At 45.5% G+C, this 20,208-nt stretch carries 25 protein-coding genes; all 25 read right to left on the reverse strand.

The window, feature by feature from the left end:
• Positions 1-2 precede the first annotated feature (2 nt).
• Positions 3-1,514 carry an NADH-quinone oxidoreductase subunit M gene (locus NSS60_RS13875; protein ID WP_004892981.1) on the reverse strand — a complete coding sequence of 504 codons (1,512 nt, stop codon included), beginning with the start codon at positions 1,512-1,514 and terminating at the stop codon, positions 3-5.
• Positions 1,514-3,370: an NADH-quinone oxidoreductase subunit L gene (gene nuoL, locus NSS60_RS13880; protein ID WP_004892983.1), complete on the reverse strand. Its 1,857-nt coding sequence runs from the start codon at positions 3,368-3,370 to the stop codon at positions 1,514-1,516. The genes NSS60_RS13875 and nuoL overlap by 1 nt, the downstream gene beginning before the upstream one ends.
• A gap of 58 nt (positions 3,371-3,428) precedes the next feature.
• Positions 3,429-3,740, reverse strand: coding sequence for an NADH-quinone oxidoreductase subunit NuoK (nuoK, locus tag NSS60_RS13885; protein ID WP_004892986.1), 312 nt, complete (start codon positions 3,738-3,740; stop codon positions 3,429-3,431).
• Positions 3,737-4,246 (reverse strand): NADH-quinone oxidoreductase subunit J, encoded by a 510-nt coding sequence (locus tag NSS60_RS13890; protein WP_004892987.1) that lies wholly within the window; start codon positions 4,244-4,246, stop codon positions 3,737-3,739. The genes nuoK and NSS60_RS13890 overlap by 4 nt, the downstream gene beginning before the upstream one ends.
• Complete coding sequence (gene nuoI / locus NSS60_RS13895; protein WP_003396988.1) at positions 4,243-4,662, reverse strand: NADH-quinone oxidoreductase subunit NuoI; 420 nt, start codon at positions 4,660-4,662, stop codon at positions 4,243-4,245. The genes NSS60_RS13890 and nuoI overlap by 4 nt, the downstream gene beginning before the upstream one ends.
• 22 nt (positions 4,663-4,684) lie before the next feature.
• On the reverse strand, positions 4,685-5,686 hold the full coding sequence (gene nuoH / locus NSS60_RS13900) for an NADH-quinone oxidoreductase subunit NuoH (protein ID WP_004892991.1): 1,002 nt from the start codon (positions 5,684-5,686) through the stop codon (positions 4,685-4,687).
• Positions 5,686-6,786 carry an NADH-quinone oxidoreductase subunit D gene (locus NSS60_RS13905; RefSeq protein WP_004892993.1) on the reverse strand — a complete coding sequence of 367 codons (1,101 nt, stop codon included), beginning with the start codon at positions 6,784-6,786 and terminating at the stop codon, positions 5,686-5,688. Before NSS60_RS13905 ends, nuoH begins: the two co-directional genes overlap by 1 nt.
• Positions 6,787-6,789: 3 nt before the next feature.
• A complete protein-coding gene (locus NSS60_RS13910; RefSeq protein WP_004892996.1) occupies positions 6,790-7,599 on the reverse strand; it encodes an NADH-quinone oxidoreductase subunit C in 810 nt (269 codons plus the stop codon).
• Entirely contained in the window at positions 7,600-8,112 is a 513-nt protein-coding gene (locus tag NSS60_RS13915; RefSeq protein WP_003396994.1) for a NuoB/complex I 20 kDa subunit family protein, read from the reverse strand. It abuts the gene before it with no gap.
• Positions 8,103-8,501 carry an NADH-quinone oxidoreductase subunit A gene (locus tag NSS60_RS13920; protein ID WP_035019004.1) on the reverse strand — a complete coding sequence of 133 codons (399 nt, stop codon included), beginning with the start codon at positions 8,499-8,501 and terminating at the stop codon, positions 8,103-8,105. The genes NSS60_RS13915 and NSS60_RS13920 overlap by 10 nt, the downstream gene beginning before the upstream one ends.
• Before the next feature lie 147 nt (positions 8,502-8,648).
• A complete protein-coding gene (locus tag NSS60_RS13925) occupies positions 8,649-9,053 on the reverse strand; it encodes a F0F1 ATP synthase subunit epsilon (protein ID WP_003396996.1) in 405 nt (134 codons plus the stop codon).
• A 23-nt stretch (positions 9,054-9,076) separates the two neighbouring features.
• Positions 9,077-10,498, reverse strand: a complete 1,422-nt coding sequence (gene atpD, locus NSS60_RS13930; protein WP_004893005.1) for a F0F1 ATP synthase subunit beta — start codon at positions 10,496-10,498, stop codon at positions 9,077-9,079.
• A 28-nt stretch (positions 10,499-10,526) separates the two neighbouring features.
• On the reverse strand, positions 10,527-11,387 hold the full coding sequence (locus tag NSS60_RS13935; RefSeq protein ID WP_004893008.1) for a F0F1 ATP synthase subunit gamma: 861 nt from the start codon (positions 11,385-11,387) through the stop codon (positions 10,527-10,529).
• A 77-nt stretch (positions 11,388-11,464) separates the two neighbouring features.
• A complete protein-coding gene (gene atpA / locus NSS60_RS13940) occupies positions 11,465-12,979 on the reverse strand; it encodes a F0F1 ATP synthase subunit alpha (protein WP_004893009.1) in 1,515 nt (504 codons plus the stop codon).
• A 24-nt stretch (positions 12,980-13,003) separates the two neighbouring features.
• Positions 13,004-13,540 carry a F0F1 ATP synthase subunit delta gene (locus tag NSS60_RS13945; protein WP_340720916.1) on the reverse strand — a complete coding sequence of 179 codons (537 nt, stop codon included), beginning with the start codon at positions 13,538-13,540 and terminating at the stop codon, positions 13,004-13,006.
• On the reverse strand, positions 13,537-14,037 hold the full coding sequence (gene atpF / locus NSS60_RS13950) for a F0F1 ATP synthase subunit B (RefSeq protein WP_035019291.1): 501 nt from the start codon (positions 14,035-14,037) through the stop codon (positions 13,537-13,539). Before atpF ends, NSS60_RS13945 begins: the two co-directional genes overlap by 4 nt.
• 167 nt (positions 14,038-14,204) lie before the next feature.
• Entirely contained in the window at positions 14,205-14,417 is a 213-nt protein-coding gene (atpE, locus tag NSS60_RS13955) for a F0F1 ATP synthase subunit C (protein WP_003253662.1), read from the reverse strand.
• 51 nt (positions 14,418-14,468) lie between these two features.
• Entirely contained in the window at positions 14,469-15,179 is a 711-nt protein-coding gene (atpB, locus tag NSS60_RS13960; protein ID WP_004893014.1) for a F0F1 ATP synthase subunit A, read from the reverse strand.
• Positions 15,180-15,185: 6 nt separating this feature from the next.
• Entirely contained in the window at positions 15,186-15,563 is a 378-nt protein-coding gene (locus tag NSS60_RS13965) for an ATP synthase subunit I (RefSeq protein ID WP_004893016.1), read from the reverse strand.
• Positions 15,560-15,787, reverse strand: coding sequence for an AtpZ/AtpI family protein (locus NSS60_RS13970; RefSeq protein WP_004893022.1), 228 nt, complete (start codon positions 15,785-15,787; stop codon positions 15,560-15,562). The genes NSS60_RS13965 and NSS60_RS13970 overlap by 4 nt, the downstream gene beginning before the upstream one ends.
• Before the next feature lie 151 nt (positions 15,788-15,938).
• The gene (gene wecB / locus NSS60_RS13975; protein WP_340720917.1) at positions 15,939-17,090 is read right to left on the reverse strand and encodes a non-hydrolyzing UDP-N-acetylglucosamine 2-epimerase; all 1,152 of its coding nucleotides are present in this window, start codon (positions 17,088-17,090) and stop codon (positions 15,939-15,941) included.
• 10 nt (positions 17,091-17,100) lie between these two features.
• Positions 17,101-17,730 carry a uracil phosphoribosyltransferase gene (upp, locus tag NSS60_RS13980; protein WP_003397013.1) on the reverse strand — a complete coding sequence of 210 codons (630 nt, stop codon included), beginning with the start codon at positions 17,728-17,730 and terminating at the stop codon, positions 17,101-17,103.
• 103 nt (positions 17,731-17,833) lie between these two features.
• On the reverse strand, positions 17,834-19,069 hold the full coding sequence (glyA, locus tag NSS60_RS13985; RefSeq protein WP_340720918.1) for a serine hydroxymethyltransferase: 1,236 nt from the start codon (positions 19,067-19,069) through the stop codon (positions 17,834-17,836).
• A gap of 72 nt (positions 19,070-19,141) precedes the next feature.
• A complete protein-coding gene (locus NSS60_RS13990; RefSeq protein WP_422108671.1) occupies positions 19,142-19,711 on the reverse strand; it encodes a TIGR01440 family protein in 570 nt (189 codons plus the stop codon).
• Positions 19,712-19,733: 22 nt separating this feature from the next.
• The gene (gene rpiB, locus NSS60_RS13995) at positions 19,734-20,177 is read right to left on the reverse strand and encodes a ribose 5-phosphate isomerase B (protein ID WP_091700071.1); all 444 of its coding nucleotides are present in this window, start codon (positions 20,175-20,177) and stop codon (positions 19,734-19,736) included.
• Positions 20,178-20,208: the final 31 nt, after the last annotated feature.

The following is a 20,208-nucleotide window of genomic DNA, read 5'->3' on the forward strand; positions in this document are numbered from 1 at the left end:
CATCAACCCCCTAACCCGTTCATCATCGTTTCAATCGTCGTCTGCAGCGGCATCGCCAACACGTTCGGATATACCCCGATGATGATAATGAGTAACAGTAAACTAATGGCTGGCACCCATTCGATACCACGTAAATCGCGAACGCTCGTCACCGCTGTTTGCCCAAACGTCATATGAAGTACAGCTCGCAACAAATATACCGCGGTCATAATAATACCGAGCGTACCGATCGCAGCGAGCCAAGGCTCGGCTTGAAATGCACCAACGAACGCCATAAACTCGCTAATAAATCCTGACGTCCCCGGCAACCCAAGCGAAGCCATCGCTCCAGCAAGAATAAATCCTGATGCATACGGCATCGTCTTCGCTAACCCTCCTAAACGAGCAAGCGTTGTTGTACGCGTTCTTTCGTACATGACCCCGACGAAGAAGAATAAGAACGCCGCGATAAATCCGTGTGACACCGCTTGGAAAATAGCTCCTTGTATTCCTGCCTCGTTTAGCGAACCAAGACCGATCAATACAATCCCCATATGTGACACACTCGAGTAAGCAAGTACCATTTTAAAATCGGTTTGTCTAAGTGCTAAAAACGCACCATACAATAAATTTACAACTCCTAAAACGATGAGCCATGTCGAAAATTGCTGGAATTGCCCAGGAAATAATCCGAGGGCGATACGAACGAGACCAAAAGCACCAATTTTCAACAAAACCCCTGCGTGCAGCATGACGACAGACGGCGGCGCTTGTACGTGCACGCGCAACATCCAACGATGGAGCGGCACGATCGGCAATTTTACCCCAAATGCAACAAGCAAGGCGATAAACAATCCGTAACGAAGATCGTCGGAAATTGGCGAAATCGTTTGTACCGATGAGTTAGTTAATATGTAACGCAACTCTGCTATATTCGATGTACCGGTACGTGCAAACAATACCGCAATGACGATCAATAAGACGGCTGAACCAAGACCGTTATAGATTAAATAGCTGTACGCTGCTTTTTCTTTTTCGAAATATCCCCATTTTCCGATTAAGAAAAACATCGGAATGAGCGTCAATTCGAAAAAGATGAAAAAGAGAACGAGGTTGCTTGCCGCAAATACGCCGAGCATACCGATTTCAAGCAGTAAAAATAGTTGAAAATATCCTTTCCATTCTTTTTGAATAGACGTAGAAGCAATCGCCGCAAGCGTCGCTAAAATTGTCGTTAACACGATCATCACGAGCGCAAAACCGTCGACGTGCAGTTCGTACGCGACCGTAAAATCCGTTTCTTTCAAAAACGGAAACTCGCCAAATTGAATCCACGATCGCTTTTCCGATAACTTGCTTATATCATAGCCGTTTCGATATTGCCAAAACGCAAACAGCGATAAACATAACGATGGCAGCGTCGCTAACACGCCGAGCCATTTGATCGCTTTTTCTTGTTCTTTCGGAAAGAGCGAAAGAACGAGTATGCCTAAAAGCGGGGAGAAAATTAAGAGCGATAAAAAGTATGGCTGCATTATAAATACCCCCCTGTCACCGCAAAAATGACGACGAGAATCGCTAAAGCGACAATCGTTACTGTGCCGTACATTTGTACTTGACCGTTTTGTAGACGCGAACCGATTCGTCCGATACCGCGCGTAGCTGCTGCAAGCGACCGAGCTATTCCTTCGACGAGGAAACGATCGATGTATTCAAACAACAAGCTGATGAATGCGGTCGCGCGCGTGACAGTCAGTCCGTAAAACTCGTCGACGTAATATTTATTCATAAGCACGTTGTACGTCATTGGGAAACGTGACGATAGCCAGTCGCGCGCAATCGCACGTTTGCCATATATGAGCCACGCAAAAGCCATGCCACATAAAGAAACAACAGTCGCAACAATCATAATCCAGCTCGGTCCTTCCGCATGTGCATGCCAGTTCGTTCCTTCCGTCAACCATTCGCCTAAAAACGCTCCCCACGGTGTTTGGACGTAGCCAGAAACGACAGCAAGCACGCCGAGCACAATCATCGGAAGCACCATAACCATTGGTGATTCGTGAACGTCGTGGACGTTCGTTCGCGCTTCCCCTGCAAATACAAGGAAAAATAAGCGGAACATATAAAACGCTGTGAAAAAGGCCGCAATAACAGCAACAACAAATAGACCGACATGTCCGTGCGTCCACGTGGCAATTAAAATTTCATCTTTGCTGAAAAAGCCTGAGAACAACGGAAACCCGCTAATCGCTAACGTTCCGATTAAAAAGAGTGGAGCGGTCCATTTCATTTTTTTCCATAATCCGCCCATTTGTTCAATGTTTTGCGTATGCACCGCATGAATGACGCTACCTGCAGCTAAAAAGAGGAGCGCTTTAAAAAAGGCGTGCGTCATTAAATGAAAGACACCTGCAACATAACCTGCGGAACCGAGCGCTAACATCATATAGCCAAGCTGGCTGACGGTGGAATATGCAAGCACGCGTTTAATGTCCGTTTGCACAAGACCGATCGATGCCGCAAAAATAGCGGTAAATCCTCCAACGTAAGCGACGGTCGTCATCGCTGTTTCACTCGCTTCATAAAGCGGGAACAATGTCGCCACTAAATATACCCCAGCCGCGACCATCGTTGCAGCGTGAATTAACGCTGATACAGGCGTTGGACCTTCCATCGCATCCGGAAGCCACGTATGAAGCGGAAATTGACCTGATTTTCCGACAGCGCCAATAAAAATAAGAATGGCGCTTAACGTGATGATTGTAGTCGATATATTTCCGTTTTGTAACGCGGCAAAAATGGCTTCATATTCAAAGCTGCCTACTTCAAGGAATAATAAAATCATGCCGATCAGCAAGCCGACATCCCCGATGCGCGTCATAATAAACGCTTTTTTCGCTGCAGCTTTTGCTTCTTCTTTGTAAAAATAAAATCCGATCAATAAGAACGAGCCGAGACCGACAAGCTCCCAAAAGATATACGTTTGCAGTAAGTTTGGTGATACGACGAGCCCGAGCATCGCAAATGTAAACAAGCCTAAATATGCGTAAAATACCGGAAAGCGCTCATCACCGTGCATATATCCTTTCGCATACGTATGTACGAGAAAACTAACAAGCGACACAACAACGAGCATTAATGCATTTAATGCGTTCACTTCAAAGCCGACCGTTATATCCACATCCCCGATTGTTAGCCATGTGTATGCTTGTTTATATGTTGATGCCGTCCATCGCTCATACAACGTTCCGAGAGCCAAAACGAGCGAAAGAAACGTCAACAACATCCCGACATACGCGCTTCGTTCTTTTAACTGCTTGCCAACGACAAGCAGCACAACAAACGATACGAACGGAAAAAGCGGTATGAGCCATGCGTTTTCCATCATCGTTCAATCATCCCCTTTTTCAGGTGCATTTATATATAACCCCTTTGTTTCCCATCCTTTATCGTTTCATCGAATCGACTTCATCAATATGAATCGTTTTGCGATTGCGGTATAGCGCAATTAAAATGGCTAATCCAACCGCTGCTTCTGCCGCTGCAACAGTAATCGTAAAGAGCGAAAACACTTGCCCTGTAATGCCTGGGTTTACGCCGTACTTGCTAAATGCGACTAAATTGACGTTTACAGCATTTAACATAAGTTCAATGCAAATGAGCACGATTACTGTATTGCGTTTTGTTAGCGCCCCATACAACCCGATGCAAAATAACAGAAGCGCAAATACGAGATAGGCGGATAACGGTACGCTCATTCTCCCGCCTCCTTATCATCTTTTTTCGCTAAAATGACCGCGCCAACGAGAGCAACGAGCAATAATACAGATGTCAGTTCAAACGGAATGACATATTTCGAATACATCGCAATTCCGATTTGTTCCGTATTTTTGTCATGAAGTCCAACCGCTTCCGTACCGAAATCAAGCGTGCGAATGCCGATGTACATAACCGCACCGAATGCTACCGTACCGAGCAACGCGAGCGCTTTACGAAGCGGGCTTCCTGTCGATTGTCCGTCATCTTGGTGGCGCGTCAACATAATGCCAAATAACATAATGATTGTAATGGCGCCAGAGTAAATAAGCACTTGAACAGCTGCGACAAATTCAGCTGATAAAAGTACGTAAATGCCGGCGAGACTGACGAACGTAAATACAAGGGCGACGACCATATGGACGACTTTGTTTAAATTTAACATAAAAATGCCGCCGCCAAGCGCAATGAGCGCAAGAACGAAAAACGCAATATATTGTCCACTCATGGCTTATTCACCTTCCGCACGTTCGTATCGTTTTCATCAAGCCACGTTAAATCTTTAAATAACTCATCGCGGCTATATTCCGCTAATTCAAAGTTGTTCGTCATGACAATCGCCTCTGTTGGACACACTTCGGTACATAAATCGCATAAAATGCAAATTTCAAAGTTAATGTCGTACGTATCAATAATTTTTCCTTTTTTCGTCGGGTCCGGATGCTTTTTGCCCGTCAATTGAATACAGTCGGTCGGGCAAATGTTTGCGCACTGGTTGCAAACGATACATTTTTCCGGATAAAACTTTTGAATGCCGCGAAAGCGATCCGGAAGCGGAAGCGGTTCGTTCGGATAATCGTACGTCACTTTTTCTTTTGTTAAGTTTTTCAGCGTATACGCTAATCCTTTCATTAAACCGAGCATTTCTGCCCACCCACCTTTTTATTTAAAAAAATAGTTGTTTCACAAGAGCTGTCACAAAAATGTTGACGAGCGCAACTGGCAATAACACTTTCCAGCCAAACTCCATCAATTGATCGGCACGCACACGCGGAAACGTAATGCGGAACCAAATGAATAAAAAGACGACTAAACTAAACTTTAACGCAAACCAAACCGCTCCTGGAATAAAATCGAGAAACGGAAGCGGATGCCATCCCCCTAAGAAAAGAACAGTTGTTAAAGCTGCCATCGCAAAAAAGTATACGTACTCTGCAAGCATGAAAAACGCCCAACGGAAGCCAGAATATTCAACATGGAATCCTGCAACAAGCTCCGATTCTGCTTCCGGCAAGTCAAATGGCGTCCGGTTTAACTCTGCCACAGCGGCGATGAGGAAAACGAGAAATCCGATCGGCTGCGCGATAATAAACCAAACATCTTTTTGCGCCTCGACAATGTCGTTTAAGTTTAAACTTCCCGCCAACAAAATGACACCGATGACAGACATGACGAGAGGCACTTCGTATGAAATCATTTGCGCAGCTGCGCGCATGCCTCCAAGTAGCGCATATTTGTTGTTCGATGCCCACGCACCTGTCACGACCCCGATTGTCGTTAATCCGGAAACAGCGATGTAATACAATAGCCCTACGCCAATGTCAGCAAATTGCAACGCATCGGTAAACGGCAGTGCGGCAAGCACCATAAACGCAGGGGCAAACGCGATGACCGGTGCTAAAATAAACAACGGGCGATCGGCTGCTTTTGGAATCGTATCTTCTTTTAACAATAGCTTTAACACGTCAGCCACCGTTTGCAGCAACCCCCAGCGTCCTCCAACTTGGTTCGGACCGATACGGCCTTGCATAAATCCCATCACTTTTCGTTCCGCTAAAATGCCATACGTGACAAATCCTAATACAACGAGCAATAGTCCAACGCCAATCGCAAAGAAAATGGCGACATTCGTCCAGCTTGGCGTCGACTGCAAAAGTTGTTCCATCATCATCCATCGACCTCCCCAAGCACGATATCAATCGCGCCAAGTATCGCAATTAAATTTGCGATATTTTCCCCTTTTAATAGTTTCGGAAGGATTTGTAAATTGTAAAATGACGGTCGACGGAATTTTAAGCGGTACGGCTCTTTTTTCCCGTCGCTCGCAATGTAGCACCCAATTTCTCCGCGCGGCGACTCGATGCGCACATACGCCTCGCCCGGTGGCGCTTTAATAATTTTCGGCACTTTCGCCATAATTTCACCGCCATCCGGAAACTGTTCACACGCCTGTTCAATAATGCGGAGCGATTGCTCAATTTCAGCAAGACGGCATTCATAACGGGCGAAGCAATCACCTTCCGTACGAACAGGCACGTCAAAATCAAATCGGTCGTAAATAGAATACGGCTCATCTTTTCGTAAATCCCATTTTACACCTGTACAACGCAAATTGACCCCACTTAATGAATATGCTAACGCTTCTTCTTTCGTATACTTTCCGACTCCGATGACGCGATTGCGGAAAATTTCATTTCCTGTAACGAGCTCATGATAGCCTTCTAGTTGCTTGCGCATATATGGAACGAACTGTTTCACTTTGTCGATCCATCCATCTGGCGCATCCCATTTCACGCCGCCGACACGCATGTAGTTAAACGTTAGGCGCGCGCCTGATAGTTCGTTTAATAAATTAATAATCATTTCCCGCTCACGAAACGCATATAAAAACGGGCTGACTGCACCAATATCAAGCAAATACGTACCCCACCAAACGAGATGGCTCGCAATGCGGCCAAGCTCCATCGCTAAAACACGTAAATATTCTGCGCGCTCTGGCACTTCAATACCCATCATCGTTTCTACTGCGTGACAAATAACGTAATTGTTCGTCATCGCCGATAAATAGTCCATGCGATCTGTGTACGGAATGATTTGTGTATACTGCAAATTTTCCGCAATTTTTTCTGTCCCGCGATGAAGATAACCGATGACGGGAGTCGCTTCTTTAATTATTTCCCCATCAATTTTCAGCACGAGGCGAAACACGCCATGCGTGCTCGGATGTTGCGGTCCGACGTTTAAAAGCATCTCCTCTGTTCTCAGCACGCTCTAACCCTCCATATCGTACGGTTCGTAATCTTTCCGGAGCGGATAGCCGACCCAATTTTCCCCTAAGAAAATGCGAATGAGGTTTGGATGGCCTTCAAAACGAATGCCAAGTAAATCGTACGCTTCGCACTCTGGCCAATTTGCCCCTGGCCAAAGCGGAACAAGCGAGTCAATGACCGGATTGTCGCGATCTATTTTTACTTTCAACGCAACGGACTGGCGATTTTTATAAGAATACAAGTGCACGTACACTTCCATATGTGTTTGAAAATCCGTTCCGTGCAACTCCGATAAATAATCAAAACTTAGCTGCTCATTATATTTTAAAAACTCAGCCACTTTAAAATATGTATCTTTTTTCACAACGAGTGTCGGTACGTCTTTCGACAAACGATTGATGTAAGCGTTTTCTAACACGTCTTTTCCGAGATGTTGTTCAATCACTTTGACGTATTTGTCGAGATATGGCTGATTTGGCGACGGTGTTTCCTCTTTTTGTTCAGCGACATCTGCATTTTTTGCTTTTGCTGCTGCTGCAGCTTTCGCTTTCGCTGCTGCTGCCGCTTTTTTCTTCGCTAATTCTTCTTCGCTTAAGTCCCCTGTCTCTGCTGCTTTTTGTTTCGCCAATGCTGCGGCTTTCGCTTTCGCTGCTGCTGCTTTTTTCTTCGCAAGCGCAACATCATCTTCCTGTTCGAGCGTCGGCTCAGTTTGTTCGGCTGCTTGTTTTGCTGCCAATCTCTCTTTTGCTAATTGTTTCGCCCGTTCGGCCGCTTCTCTTTTTAGTTGCTGTAAATCTTTTTCATCGCTCATTTACAGCACCCTCTTTCCTGTTTTTGCTTCATAGCGAATCTTCTCTTTTAACTTATTAATGCCATAAATAAGGGCAGCTGGGTTTGGCGGACAGCCCGGAATATATACATCAACAGGGACGATTTGATCGACACCTTTGACGACGCAATACGACTTCACGTACGGACCACCTGCAGTTGCGCATGATCCCATCGCAATGACCCATTTCGGTTCAGGCATTTGATCGTACAAGCGGCGAACAATTGGCGCCATTTTTTTCGTGACTGTACCTGAAACGATCATGACATCAGATTGACGAGGTGACGTACGGAAAAAAGATCCAAAGCGATCTAAATCGTAATGTGAAGAACCGACTCCCATCATTTCAATCGCACAACAGGCAAGACCAAACGTGAGTGGCCATAACGAGTTGCTGCGCGCCCATGCTTTTAACTGTTCTAATGTCGTTAAAAACACATTGCGGCGCATTTCTTCCATTTCCTGATCTGATACGTTCAACAATTTTACATCCATTTTAACACCTTCTTCTTCCAAGCATACACAAGCCCAATCAACAACATGACGACGAAAATAAGCATTTCGATGATGGCAAATGCACCGAGCTTTTCAAATGCCACCGCCCACGGATATAAGAATACAGTTTCTACATCAAAAATGACGAACAGCAACGCAAAGATGTAATATCTCACGTTAAATTGCACGCGCGAATCGTGGAATGGATCCAATCCGCTTTCGTATGTCGTTTGCTTCGCTGCATTTGGCGCATGTGGACGAAGAAAACGTCCTGCTGTGAGCGCAACGATCGGAAGTAAAATACCTAAACAAAGAAACACAAAGACGACTACATAACTGTTTACATAAACGTTCAACGATGCCCCACCCCTTTGTGACTTTATACACATTTTTCGAAAACGTCACACTATTAAGACTGTAACCGATAACATTATATCACTTCTTCACATATGTGTCGATAAAACTTGTTCCAAAAACAAGAAAAACACCCCCCTCTTTCTAATAACAAAAAACCCTAAGAGACGATGCTCTTAGGGTTAAAAGTTGCGATTCGCGACATTTAAACGGTTGAGCGCGCGACGTAAAGCTAGCTCAGCCCGCTTATGATCAATATCTTCTTGTTTTGCTTGCAGACGGCGTTCAGCCCGCTCTTTCGCCGCTTTTGCACGCGCCACATCAATATCTTCTGCTCGTTCCGCTGCTTGCGCCAAAATCGTGACGCGATCAGGGCGAACTTCTAAAAAGCCACCGCTCACCGCGACAAGCTCAGTTGCGTTTCCTTTTTTCAAACGAACTGCGCCAATCTCTAGCGGTGCGACCATCGGAATGTGCCCTGGCAACACGCCGAGTTCGCCGCTTTGCGCTTTAGCGCTCACCATTTCCACATCCGCTTCATATACTGGGCCGTCCGGAGTTACGACACTGACTTTAATCGTCTTCATGGAAAATCCTCCTCGGTCCCTTATTAAACTTCTACGCCCATTTTTCTCGCTTTTTCAATTACTTCTTCAATACGGCCGACTAAGCGGAACGCATCTTCTGGAAGATGGTCATATTTTCCTTCCAAAATTTCTTTAAAGCCACGAACTGTCTCTTTTACAGGAACGTATGAACCTGGTTGTCCTGTAAACTGTTCAGCAACGTGAAAGTTTTGCGACAAGAAGAACTGAATGCGACGAGCGCGATGAACGACAAGTTTATCTTCTTCTGAAAGCTCATCCATACCGAGAATCGCAATAATGTCTTGCAATTCTTTATAGCGTTGCAACGTTTGTTGTACTTTACGAGCAACTTGGTAATGCTCTTCTCCAACAATCTCAGGAGAAAGCGCACGAGATGTTGATGCAAGCGGGTCTACCGCTGGGTAAATACCCATCTCAGATAATTTACGCTCTAAGTTTGTCGTTGCATCTAAGTGTGCGAACGTTGTCGCTGGCGCTGGGTCTGTGTAGTCGTCCGCTGGTACGTAAATCGCTTGGATCGATGTAACCGAACCAACTGCTGTTGATGTAATACGTTCTTGTAATTGACCCATTTCTGTCGCAAGCGTTGGTTGGTAACCTACCGCTGAAGGCATGCGTCCTAATAGGGCGGAAACTTCTGAACCTGCTTGCGTGAAGCGGAAAATGTTATCGATGAAGAACAATACGTCTTGTCCTTGCTCATCACGGAAATATTCCGCCATCGTCAATCCTGTTAATGCGACGCGCATACGTGCTCCAGGCGGCTCGTTCATTTGACCGAATACCATCGCTGTTTTGTTAATAACGCCAGAGTCTTTCATTTCATGGTACAAGTCGTTTCCTTCGCGCGTGCGCTCACCAACGCCGGCGAATACGGAAATACCACCGTGCTCTTGCGCGATGTTGTTAATTAACTCTTGAATTAAAACCGTTTTTCCTACCCCTGCACCACCGAACAAACCGATTTTTCCACCTTTAATATAAGGTGCAAGCAAGTCAACGACTTTAATCCCTGTTTCTAAAATTTCAACTTGTGTTGAAAGCTGTTCGAATTTTGGTGCCGGACGGTGGATTGCATCGCGGCGAGCGTCTGCTGGGATTTCTTCTCCTAAGTCAATCGGCTCCCCTAGTACGTTAAATACACGTCCGAGCGTCACTTCACCGACAGGAACAGAAATTGGTGCTCCTGTATCGATAACTTCCATGCCACGCACTAATCCGTCTGTCGTTGACATCGCAATTGTGCGTACTGTATCGTCCCCAAGGTGAAGGGCTACTTCTAACGTTAAGTCGATATCGACTTCTTTTTCGTTACGCGCTTTATGTTTAATTTTTAGGGCGTTGTAAATCGCAGGTAAGTGTCCGTCTTCGAACTTGACGTCTACAACAGGACCCATAACTTGAATAACGCGTCCTTTTGCCATCGTTTTCCCTCCTAACTGCTAATCAACGTTATTGCAATGCGTTCGCTCCGGCCACAATCTCTGTAATTTCTTGCGTAATCGCTGCTTGACGGGCACGGTTGTAAGAAAGTGTAAGCGTCCGAATCAATTCTTTTGCGTTGTCTGTTGCGTTTTTCATCGCTGTCATCCGCGCTGCATGCTCGCTCGCCTTTGCATCGAGCAATGCACCGTAAATTAAGCTTTCTGCATATTGTGGCAACAACACTTCTAAAATTTCTTCTTGTGACGGCTCAAATTCGTATGTCGTTAACTTTTTATCGGAAGCTAAATCCGTTAATGGCAATAGCTTTTTCTCTGTGACATCTTGTTGGATGGCACTGACGAAATGGTTGTAAAACATATACAACTCATCAAACGTGCCATCTGCAAACATGTTTACTGTTTTGTTCGCAATTTCTTTAATATCCGCAAACACCGGTTGGTCTGGCAAAGCGGTAATATGTAAAGCTACCGGGATGTTGCGGCGTTTAAAGAAATTTAAACCGACGCGGCCGATTGCGATGATCGCATATTCCTCTGTTGAACGGTGACGCTCTTGAATCGTTTGAAAAACGGCACGAAGCACGTTGCTGTTGTAGGCGCCAGCTAAACCGCGGTCAGATGTAATGACTAAATATCCCGTCTTTTTTACCGGGCGCTTTACAAGCATCGGATGAGAAGCGTCATTGCTGCCAAGTGCAACGCTCACGACGACTTCTTGAATTTTTTCCATGTACGGCGTGAACGATCTCGCATTATGTTCAGCACGGTTTAACTTTGAGGCCGAGACCATTTCCATCGCTTTCGTAATTTGGCTCGTCTTTTTTGTCGTATTAATGCGCGCTTTAATATCGCGTAACGATGCTCCCAAAGGTTTCACCACCTTTTTCGCTCAATTGTTGAAAGGGACGGAACAGCCATGCTGTTCCGCTCTCCACTCTACTTTTGTTACTCGGATACAACAAACGTCTTTTTGAACGCTTCAATTGCTTTATTGAAGTCTTCTTCGTTTGGAAGATCGCCTGTTGTGCGAATATGCTCCATTAGCTTTTGACCGTTTTCGTCCTTATCTAACCATGCATGGAACTCTTTCTCAAAGCGGCGAATGTCTTCTAATGGAATGTCATCTAAGAAGCCGCGCGTTAACGCGTAAATGATCGCTACTTGCTTTTCCACTGGCAGCGGCTCATGTAAACCTTGTTTTAACACTTCAACTGTGCGCGCACCGCGAGCAAGTTTTGCTTGTGTCGCTTTATCAAGGTCGGAACCGAATTGTGCGAACGCCTCTAACTCACGATATGCCGCTAAGTCCAGACGCAACGTACCTGATACTTTTTTCATCGCTTTAATTTGTGCTGCCCCACCGACGCGCGATACGGAAAGACCGGCGTTAATCGCTGGACGCACACCAGAGAAGAACAAATCAGACTGCAAGAAAATTTGTCCGTCTGTAATAGAAATGACGTTCGTTGGAATGTATGCTGAAATGTCGCCCGCTTGCGTCTCAACGAAAGGCAACGCTGTTAACGAACCTGCACCTTTTGCATCGCTTAATTTTGCTGCGCGCTCAAGCAAGCGAGAATGCAAGTAGAATACGTCACCCGGATACGCTTCACGACCTGGCGGACGGCGTAATAATAACGAAAGCTCACGATAAGCTGCTGCTTGTTTTGATAAATCATCATATACAACGAGAACGTGTTGTCCTTTGTACATGAAGTATTCGCCCATCGTTACGCCCGCATATGGCGCTAAGAATAAAAGCGGAGCTGGTTGTGACGCAGACGCTGTAACGACGATTGTGTAATCTAATGCCCCGTATTTACGCAACGTTTCAACGACGTTACGAACGGTTGATTCTTTTTGTCCGATCGCCACATAAATACAAATCATGTTTTTCCCTTTTTGGTTGATGATTGTATCTACCGCAACGGACGTTTTACCTGTTTGACGGTCTCCGATAATTAACTCACGCTGACCGCGACCGATTGGCACAAGCGCGTCAATCGCTTTAATTCCCGTTTGTAATGGCTCATGAACAGATTTACGATCCATGACGCCAGGCGCTGGGCTTTCAATCGGGCGAGTTGCTGTCGTTTCGATTGGACCAAGCCCGTCAACTGGTTGTCCTAATGGGTTTACGACACGACCGATTAACGCTTCACCGACTGGCACTTCCATAATTCGACCTGTACGGCGTACTTCGTCGCCTTCTTTAATGCCTGTGTACGGTCCTAAAATAACGATACCGACGTTGTTTTCTTCTAAGTTTAGCGCCAATCCCATGACGCCGTTGGCAAACTCAACAAGCTCTCCTGACATGACGTTGTCGAGGCCATGAGCACGAGCGATTCCGTCACCGACTTGAATGACTGTGCCGACATCGCTCACTTCGATTTCAGACTGATAGTTTTCGATTTGCTTTTTTATCAGCGCGCTAATTTCTTCCGCTTTGATGCTCATGCATTTCACCCCTATCTATAAATGTTAGCGAGTTAACTGTCGCTGTAATCTTGCTAATTTTCCGCTGACGCTTCCGTCGAAAATACGGTTGCCAATGCGCACTTTTACGCCACCGATCACATCTTTATCGATGATGTTTGTGATGCGAAGCGTGTCGACGCCGACTTTTTTCGCAAACACTTCTGCTAGCGCATTCGTTTCATCTTCTGTTAACGGACGAGCGGAATAGCCGATCGCCTCAGCTACACCGCGCGCTTCATTTGCTAGTGCAATAAACGCATCTGCCAAATCGCTGACGATGTCGATGCGATGGCGATCTAAAAGCAACATTAATGTATGTTTTAATACCGTCGAAATGTTCGCAAACGCTTCTTCAATGAGCGCTTTCTTTTTTGCTAGCGCAATTTTTGGATGATTGAGCACAGAAAGAAGCGCTTCATGTTGTGCAAACACTTGTTTGACGACGCGAAGTTCTTGTTCGAGCTGATCAAGAAGCTGCTGTTCTTTCGCAATTTCAAAAAGTGCCGACGCATATCGTTTCGCTACGACTTGTTTGTTCATCGGCTTTCTCCTACCTCTTGAATGTACTCGCTAATCAGCTTCGCTTGATCTTGTTCGCTCAATTCTTTTTCAATTACTTTCGATGCAATAAGTACGGATAAGGAAGCAACTTGTTGACGCAATGCCGCCATCGCTTGCTCTTTTTCTTGTGCGATTTCTTTTTTCGCTGCTTCTTTTAAGCGCTCTGCTTCAGCACGCGCTGCTTGAATGATTTGTTCTTTTTGCTCTTCACCAAGCTTGCGTGCTTCTTCGATAAGCGCTTGCGCTTCTTGGCGCGATTTTTTCATTAATTCACGTTGCTCTTCTGCAAGCTTTTTCGCTTCTTGATGATGTTTTTCCGCTTGCTCGATTTCGTTCGCAATATGCTCTTCACGTTGTTTCATGACGCCCATTAACGGCACAAATGCATATTTACGTAGCAAGAACATGAGCAAGAGGAACATGAGTAATTGGAATGCGATATCACCGCCGTTGAACCCAGCACCTAATACAAACATGTTTACCACCGCGCGTTTCACTCCCTTCAAAAATCGCCCGAATGATCGGAACGTGTGCGTACGAACATAAAGGAATGGCGAAGGTTCTCATGGAATGATCTTCGCCATTGTTGAACGAGTTTCGTTTCCGTATGCAGTTATAGCTCGTCTCGAACGAGCGCTCAGTTCTAGCGACCTTGAACCATGAACGCGATAACAACCGCGATGATCGGAATCGCCTCAACTAACGCTACCCCGATGAACATTGTTGTTTGTAACATACCGCGCGCCTCTGGTTGACGTGCAATTCCTTCCACTGTACGAGATACGATTAAACCGTTACCAATACCAGCACCAAGTGCCGCTAAACCAATTGCAATTGCAGCTGCTAATACACCCATTTGAAAAGTCCTCCTTCAATTTTTTTATGTTGAAATGAATGTGTATGAAAATTAATGGTCATGACTCACTTTGTGTGCCATATAAACCATTGTTAACATTGTGAAAATAAACGCTTGGATGGCGCCGACGAAAATACTGAAGCCTTGCCATGCGAGCGTTGGAATAATCGCCGCAATCGTTCCGCCGACTCCTGTCGCTAAACTTCCCGCTAAGAGCGCCAACAAAATTTCACCCGCGAAAATGTTTCCGTATAAACGAAGACCAAGCGTTAATGTGTTCGCAAACTCTTCAATGATTTTTAGCGGGAACAAAATTGGCATCGGGCTAACGAACCCTTTCGCATATTCTTTAAAGCCGTTAAGCTTAATGCCGTAATAGTGCGATAACGCCACAACCATCGTTGCCAACGTTAACGTCACAACCGGATCAGCGGTTGGTGATTTCCACCATAGCTTATTGTCAATGACGACCGAAAACGGAAGACCGAGCATGTTCGCTACAAAAATGTACATAATGAGCGTCATGCCAAGCATATGAAAGCGTCCGCCCGTTTTCCAATCCATGTTGCTTTTAATAATTCCTTTGACAAAATCCATGACCCACTCAAGGAAGTTTTGCATTCCCGTTGGCTTCATCGCTAAGTTGCGTGTTGCTAATACGGCAATGACAAACACAATGACGGATGTAACCGTAATCATTAATACGTTGGCTAAGTTAAATGTTAAGCCAAACAACGTGTATAAAGGAGCTTCGTGATGCATCTGTACTCACCTCTCTTCCCCTTTTGTTTTTTGGAAAAAGAAATCTATTATAATGACAATATAAGATGTCATTAATCCCAATACGATCCACCCAATAGAAAACTGCTCTGGCCAGCGAAAAGCAATAAAAACAGCGAGCGCAGCCGCAGCCATGCGCGACATCATGCCGAGCGAGCGTGCTTTTTGTCCAGACGCAACCGCTTGTCCAAAACGCTCGACCTTTCGCACCATCGTCCAGCCGTTATATAAGCTGATGACCGTTCCGAGAAACAAACTTGAAAACGCTTGCGAATAGGGAGTGAATGCCCACCCAAGCACATAAACCGCCAGCAAATATAGTATGTATGATTTGTGACGTCGCCAATGTTGCTGTAACTCGTTCATTTTTCCTCCCCTGAAAAAAATGAGCGAATGAGGCGAATCATCGCGTAAATACCAGCCGCCAAACCGAGAAGCAAACCGACAATTAAAAAAAGCGGTTCGGTGCCAAAACGTTCGTCGACAAAACGCCCGCCAAAAATCCCAACTAAAACGGAACCGACAAGCTGGGAAGAGATGGCCGTCATCAAACCGATCGCTCGAAACGGATGGCGCTCATGTGGTCGCATACGAAAGCCTCACTTTTAATTTTCAGAATTTACTGTATTTTTAAAAAGGTTATCTTTGTCCCTTTGTAAGCATACAATAGTGAAAACGTGATGTCAATGCGTTCGGTCACAAAAGTAGGGAAAATTTTTGGTAGAAAAAAGGGATGCGTCATCACATCCCTTTTTCGTGTTGAAATGGCGTCGGCGGAACAGCGCTTTGCCCGAAATAATAACGAATCGCTTCAACAATCCGCTTTGATGCCCACCCATCACCGTACGGGTTTGACGCTTTCGCCATTTGCTCGTATGCTCTTTCGTCTGTTAATAATTCACTTGCTAGCGCATAAATCGTTTGTTCATCCGTTCCAGCTAGCTTGAGCGTTCCTGCCTCAATGCCTTCTGGGCGTTCCGTTGTATCGCGTAGCACAAGGACAGGCACACCAAGCGAAGGGGCTTCTTCTTGAACGCCGCCTGAATCGGTTAAAATCATATATGCACGGGCTGCGAAGTTATGGAAATCCACGACATCTAACGGCTCGATTAAATGAATGCGTTCATCGTCTCCTAATATATCATTCGCCAATTCGCGAACGACCGGATTTAAATGAACGGGATAAACAACTTGAACGTCGCGGTAATCGTCTACGAGCCGTTTAATCGCCCGGAACATATTGCGCATCGGTTCACCAAGGTTTTCACGACGATGCGCTGTCAATAAAATCATCCGACCTCCTGCAACTTTTTGTAAAATCGAATGCGTATACGCTTCACGCACCGTTGTTTTTAATGCATCAATCGCTGTATTCCCTGTAATGAAAATGGATTGTTCTGGCTTATTTTCTGCGCGCAAGTTTTCAGCTGCTTTCGCGGTCGGAGCAAAGTGCAAATCAGCTAATACGCCCGTTAATTGGCGATTCATTTCTTCTGGAAACGGAGAGTACTTATTCCATGTTCGAAGTCCTGCTTCCACGTGCCCAACAGCAATTTGGTTGTAAAATGCCGCTAGACTCGCGACAAATGTCGTTGTCGTGTCGCCGTGGACGAGCACGATGTCGGGCTTTACTTTTTTCATGACGTCGTCTAGGCCAGCGAGCGCTCTTGTCGTAATATCGACAAGCGTTTGACGCTCTTTCATAATGTTTAAATCGTAATGTGGTTGAATACCGAAAATATCGAGCACTTGATCAAGCATTTGGCGATGTTGTGCTGTCACAGTTACAATCGACTCAATATCTTCATATTTTTGCAACTCTAGCACGAGCGGAGCCATTTTAATCGCTTCCGGTCTCGTCCCAAAAATCGTCATCACTTTTCGTTTGTTCATGATGCCCACCTTACTTCGTTCCGAATAGACGGTCGCCAGCATCGCCAAGACCTGGTACGATATAGCCGTGATCGTTTAATTTTTCGTCTAATGCAGCAATGTAAATATCGACATCTGGATGCGCTTGTTGTACCGCTTCGACTCCTTCTGGTGCGGCGATTAAACACATAAATTTAATGTTTTTCGCCCCGCGTTTTTTGAGCGCATGAATCGCCTCAACAGCTGATCCCCCTGTCGCAAGCATCGGATCGACAACAATAAAGTCGCGCTCTTCGACGTCTGTCGGAAGCTTCACGTAATATTCAACCGGCTTTAACGTCTCTGGATCGCGATACAATCCGATATGACCTACTTTAGCAGCTGGAATGAGCTTTAAAATGCCGTCTACCATTCCGATTCCTGCACGTAAAATCGGGATGATACCTAATTTTTTCCCTGCGATCACTTTCGCTCTCGCTTTGCTGACAGGCGTCTCAATTTCAACTTCTTGAAGCGGCAAATCGCGTGTAATTTCAAACGCCATAAGCGTCGCCACTTCTTCGACAAGCTCGCGAAACTCTTTTGTTCCTGTATGTTTGTCGCGAATGTATGTAAGCTTATGTTGAATTAACGGATGATCAAATACGTACACTTTACTCATGTCAGTCGCCCCTTTTTTTTCATATGCATTCTTGTAAATTTTACATAAAAACAAACGAGGATTCAACTTACGATTTAAAGAAAAAGGTGCCCCGATGGACACCTTATACGTACAGTGGAAATTTTTCGGTTAATGCGGCAACACGTTGGCGCGCCTCTTCTAATTTTTGCTCATCGTCTTTATGTTTGAGCGCAAGCGAGATGATGCGCGCAATTTCACCCATTTCCTCAAGCCCAAATCCGCGGCTTGTCACCGCTGCTGTACCGATGCGAATGCCACTTGTGACAAACGGGCTTTCTGGGTCATATGGAATCGTGTTTTTATTGACTGTAATACCGATCTCATCGAGCACTTTTTCAGCGACTTTTCCTGTTAATCCGATGGAACGGAGGTCAACGAGCAATAAATGGTTGTCCGTTCCGCCAGAGACGAGCGTAAACCCTTCAGCCGTTAAAGCTTCGGCTAGACGGTTAGCATTGTTCACGATATTTTGGGCATATGTTTTAAAGTCATCTTGTAACGCCTCGCCGAGCGCGACTGCTTTCGCGGCGATGACGTGCATAAGCGGACCCCCTTGAATGCCTGGGAAAATCGCTTTATCAATTTGTTTCGCAAACTGCTCTTGGCACAAAATCATTCCTCCGCGCGGACCGCGTAACGTTTTATGCGTCGTTGTCGTCACAAAATGGGCGTAAGGAACAGGGTTCGGGTGCAAACCTGCCGCCACAAGCCCCGCGATATGCGCCATGTCAACCATGAGATATGCGCCCACTTCATCCGCAATTTCACGAAACTTCGCAAAGTCAATCGTGCGAGGATATGCGCTTGCCCCAGCAACGATCAATTTCGGTTTATGTTTTAATGCTTTTTCGCGAACGTCATCATAGTTAATGCGATGCGTTTCTGGATCGACGCCATATTCAACGAAATTGTACTGTACACCGCTAAAGTTCACCGGGCTTCCGTGCGTTAAATGCCCTCCGTGCGACAAATTCATGCCAAGCACTGTATCCCCGTGTTGTAAAACTGTAAAATAGACAGCCATGTTCGCTTGTGCTCCTGAATGCGGCTGAACATTTGCATGCTCAGCTCCAAACAATTGTTTTGCACGTTCGCGCGCAAGCTCTTCTACGACGTCAACATGTTCACAACCGCCGTAATATCGGCGTCCCGGATATCCTTCTGCATATTTGTTCGTTAACACGGATCCTTGCGCTTCCATCACCGCTTCACTAACGAAGTTTTCTGATGCAATCAGTTCAATTTTTGTTTGTTGTCGTTTTAATTCATCTTGAATGGCTTGAAATACTTTCGGATCTTGCTGTGACAAGCGACTCATTGACAATCCTCCCCTAAATTGTGAATATTCTTTTTTATCTTAACACATTTTCAAATGAAAAAGTGAACAAATTTAACCGATCGAACATGATTTGTTCGCCTTTTCTTCTGAATAGACGGCGCGTTCTCCTCCGATGAGCTTCGGTCTCGTTTTTGCAAATGTAACGACCGCATGTCCGATTTGCTTAATCGATGTACGGACAGGAACCGCCACGTGTTTTAAATGCATGCCAATTAATGTAGCACCGATATCAATGCCCGCATCTGCTCGAATATGTTCAACGACAACAGGATCATGAAGTTGCGTATATGCGTATGCCGCCATTGCGCCACCCGCGTTGCGAACAGGAATGACGCTCACAATTTCCAACTGCTTTGTCACAGCTGTTTGTCGTTCCACTACTAATGCCCGGTTTAAATGTTCACAACATTGAAATGCAAGCTGAACCCCTGTTTCCTCATGCCATCGTTTTAATTCTTGAAACAACATCGCCGCCACATCCATCGTTCCGGCTGTTCCGATTTTTTCTCCAATGACTTCACTTGTGCTGCAACCAATGACGACAACGTCATGATTCGTTAGCGGCACTTGTGCACGAAACTCAGCAAGCGCCTTTTGCCATTGACTACGCCATTGTTCCATGTCCGTCACGATACTCCCACCTTTATTGCTCGTTTTCATAAGCGGAAATTTTTTGAATACGTTTTTCGTGACGACCTCCTTCAAATGGGGTTGTCAGCCATACTTTGGCAATTTCGCGCGCCAATCCCGGTCCGATGACGCGTTCGCCCATCGCTAATATATTGCTGTCGTTATGTTCGCGCGTCGCTTTTGCGCTAAATACGTCATGAACGAGCGCACAACGAATGCCTTTCACTTTATTTGCCGCAATACTCATGCCAATACCTGTTCCGCAAATTAATATTCCGCGGTCAAATTCGCCATTCGCCACTTTCTCCGCTACTGGCAACGCATAGTCTGGATAATCGACCGACGTTTCACATTCACATCCAAAATCTGTATATTCAATTCCCATTTCATCCATTAGTTTTTTAATTTCCTCGCGAATGCGAATGCCACCATGGTCTGATGCGATTGCTACTTTCACGTTTAAACCCCTCCTTGTTTGTGTAAAGAAA

This window comes from Anoxybacillus sp. FSL W8-0382 (assembly GCF_038003845.1).
Lineage (GTDB): Bacteria > Bacillota > Bacilli > Bacillales > Anoxybacillaceae > Anoxybacillus > Anoxybacillus flavithermus_G.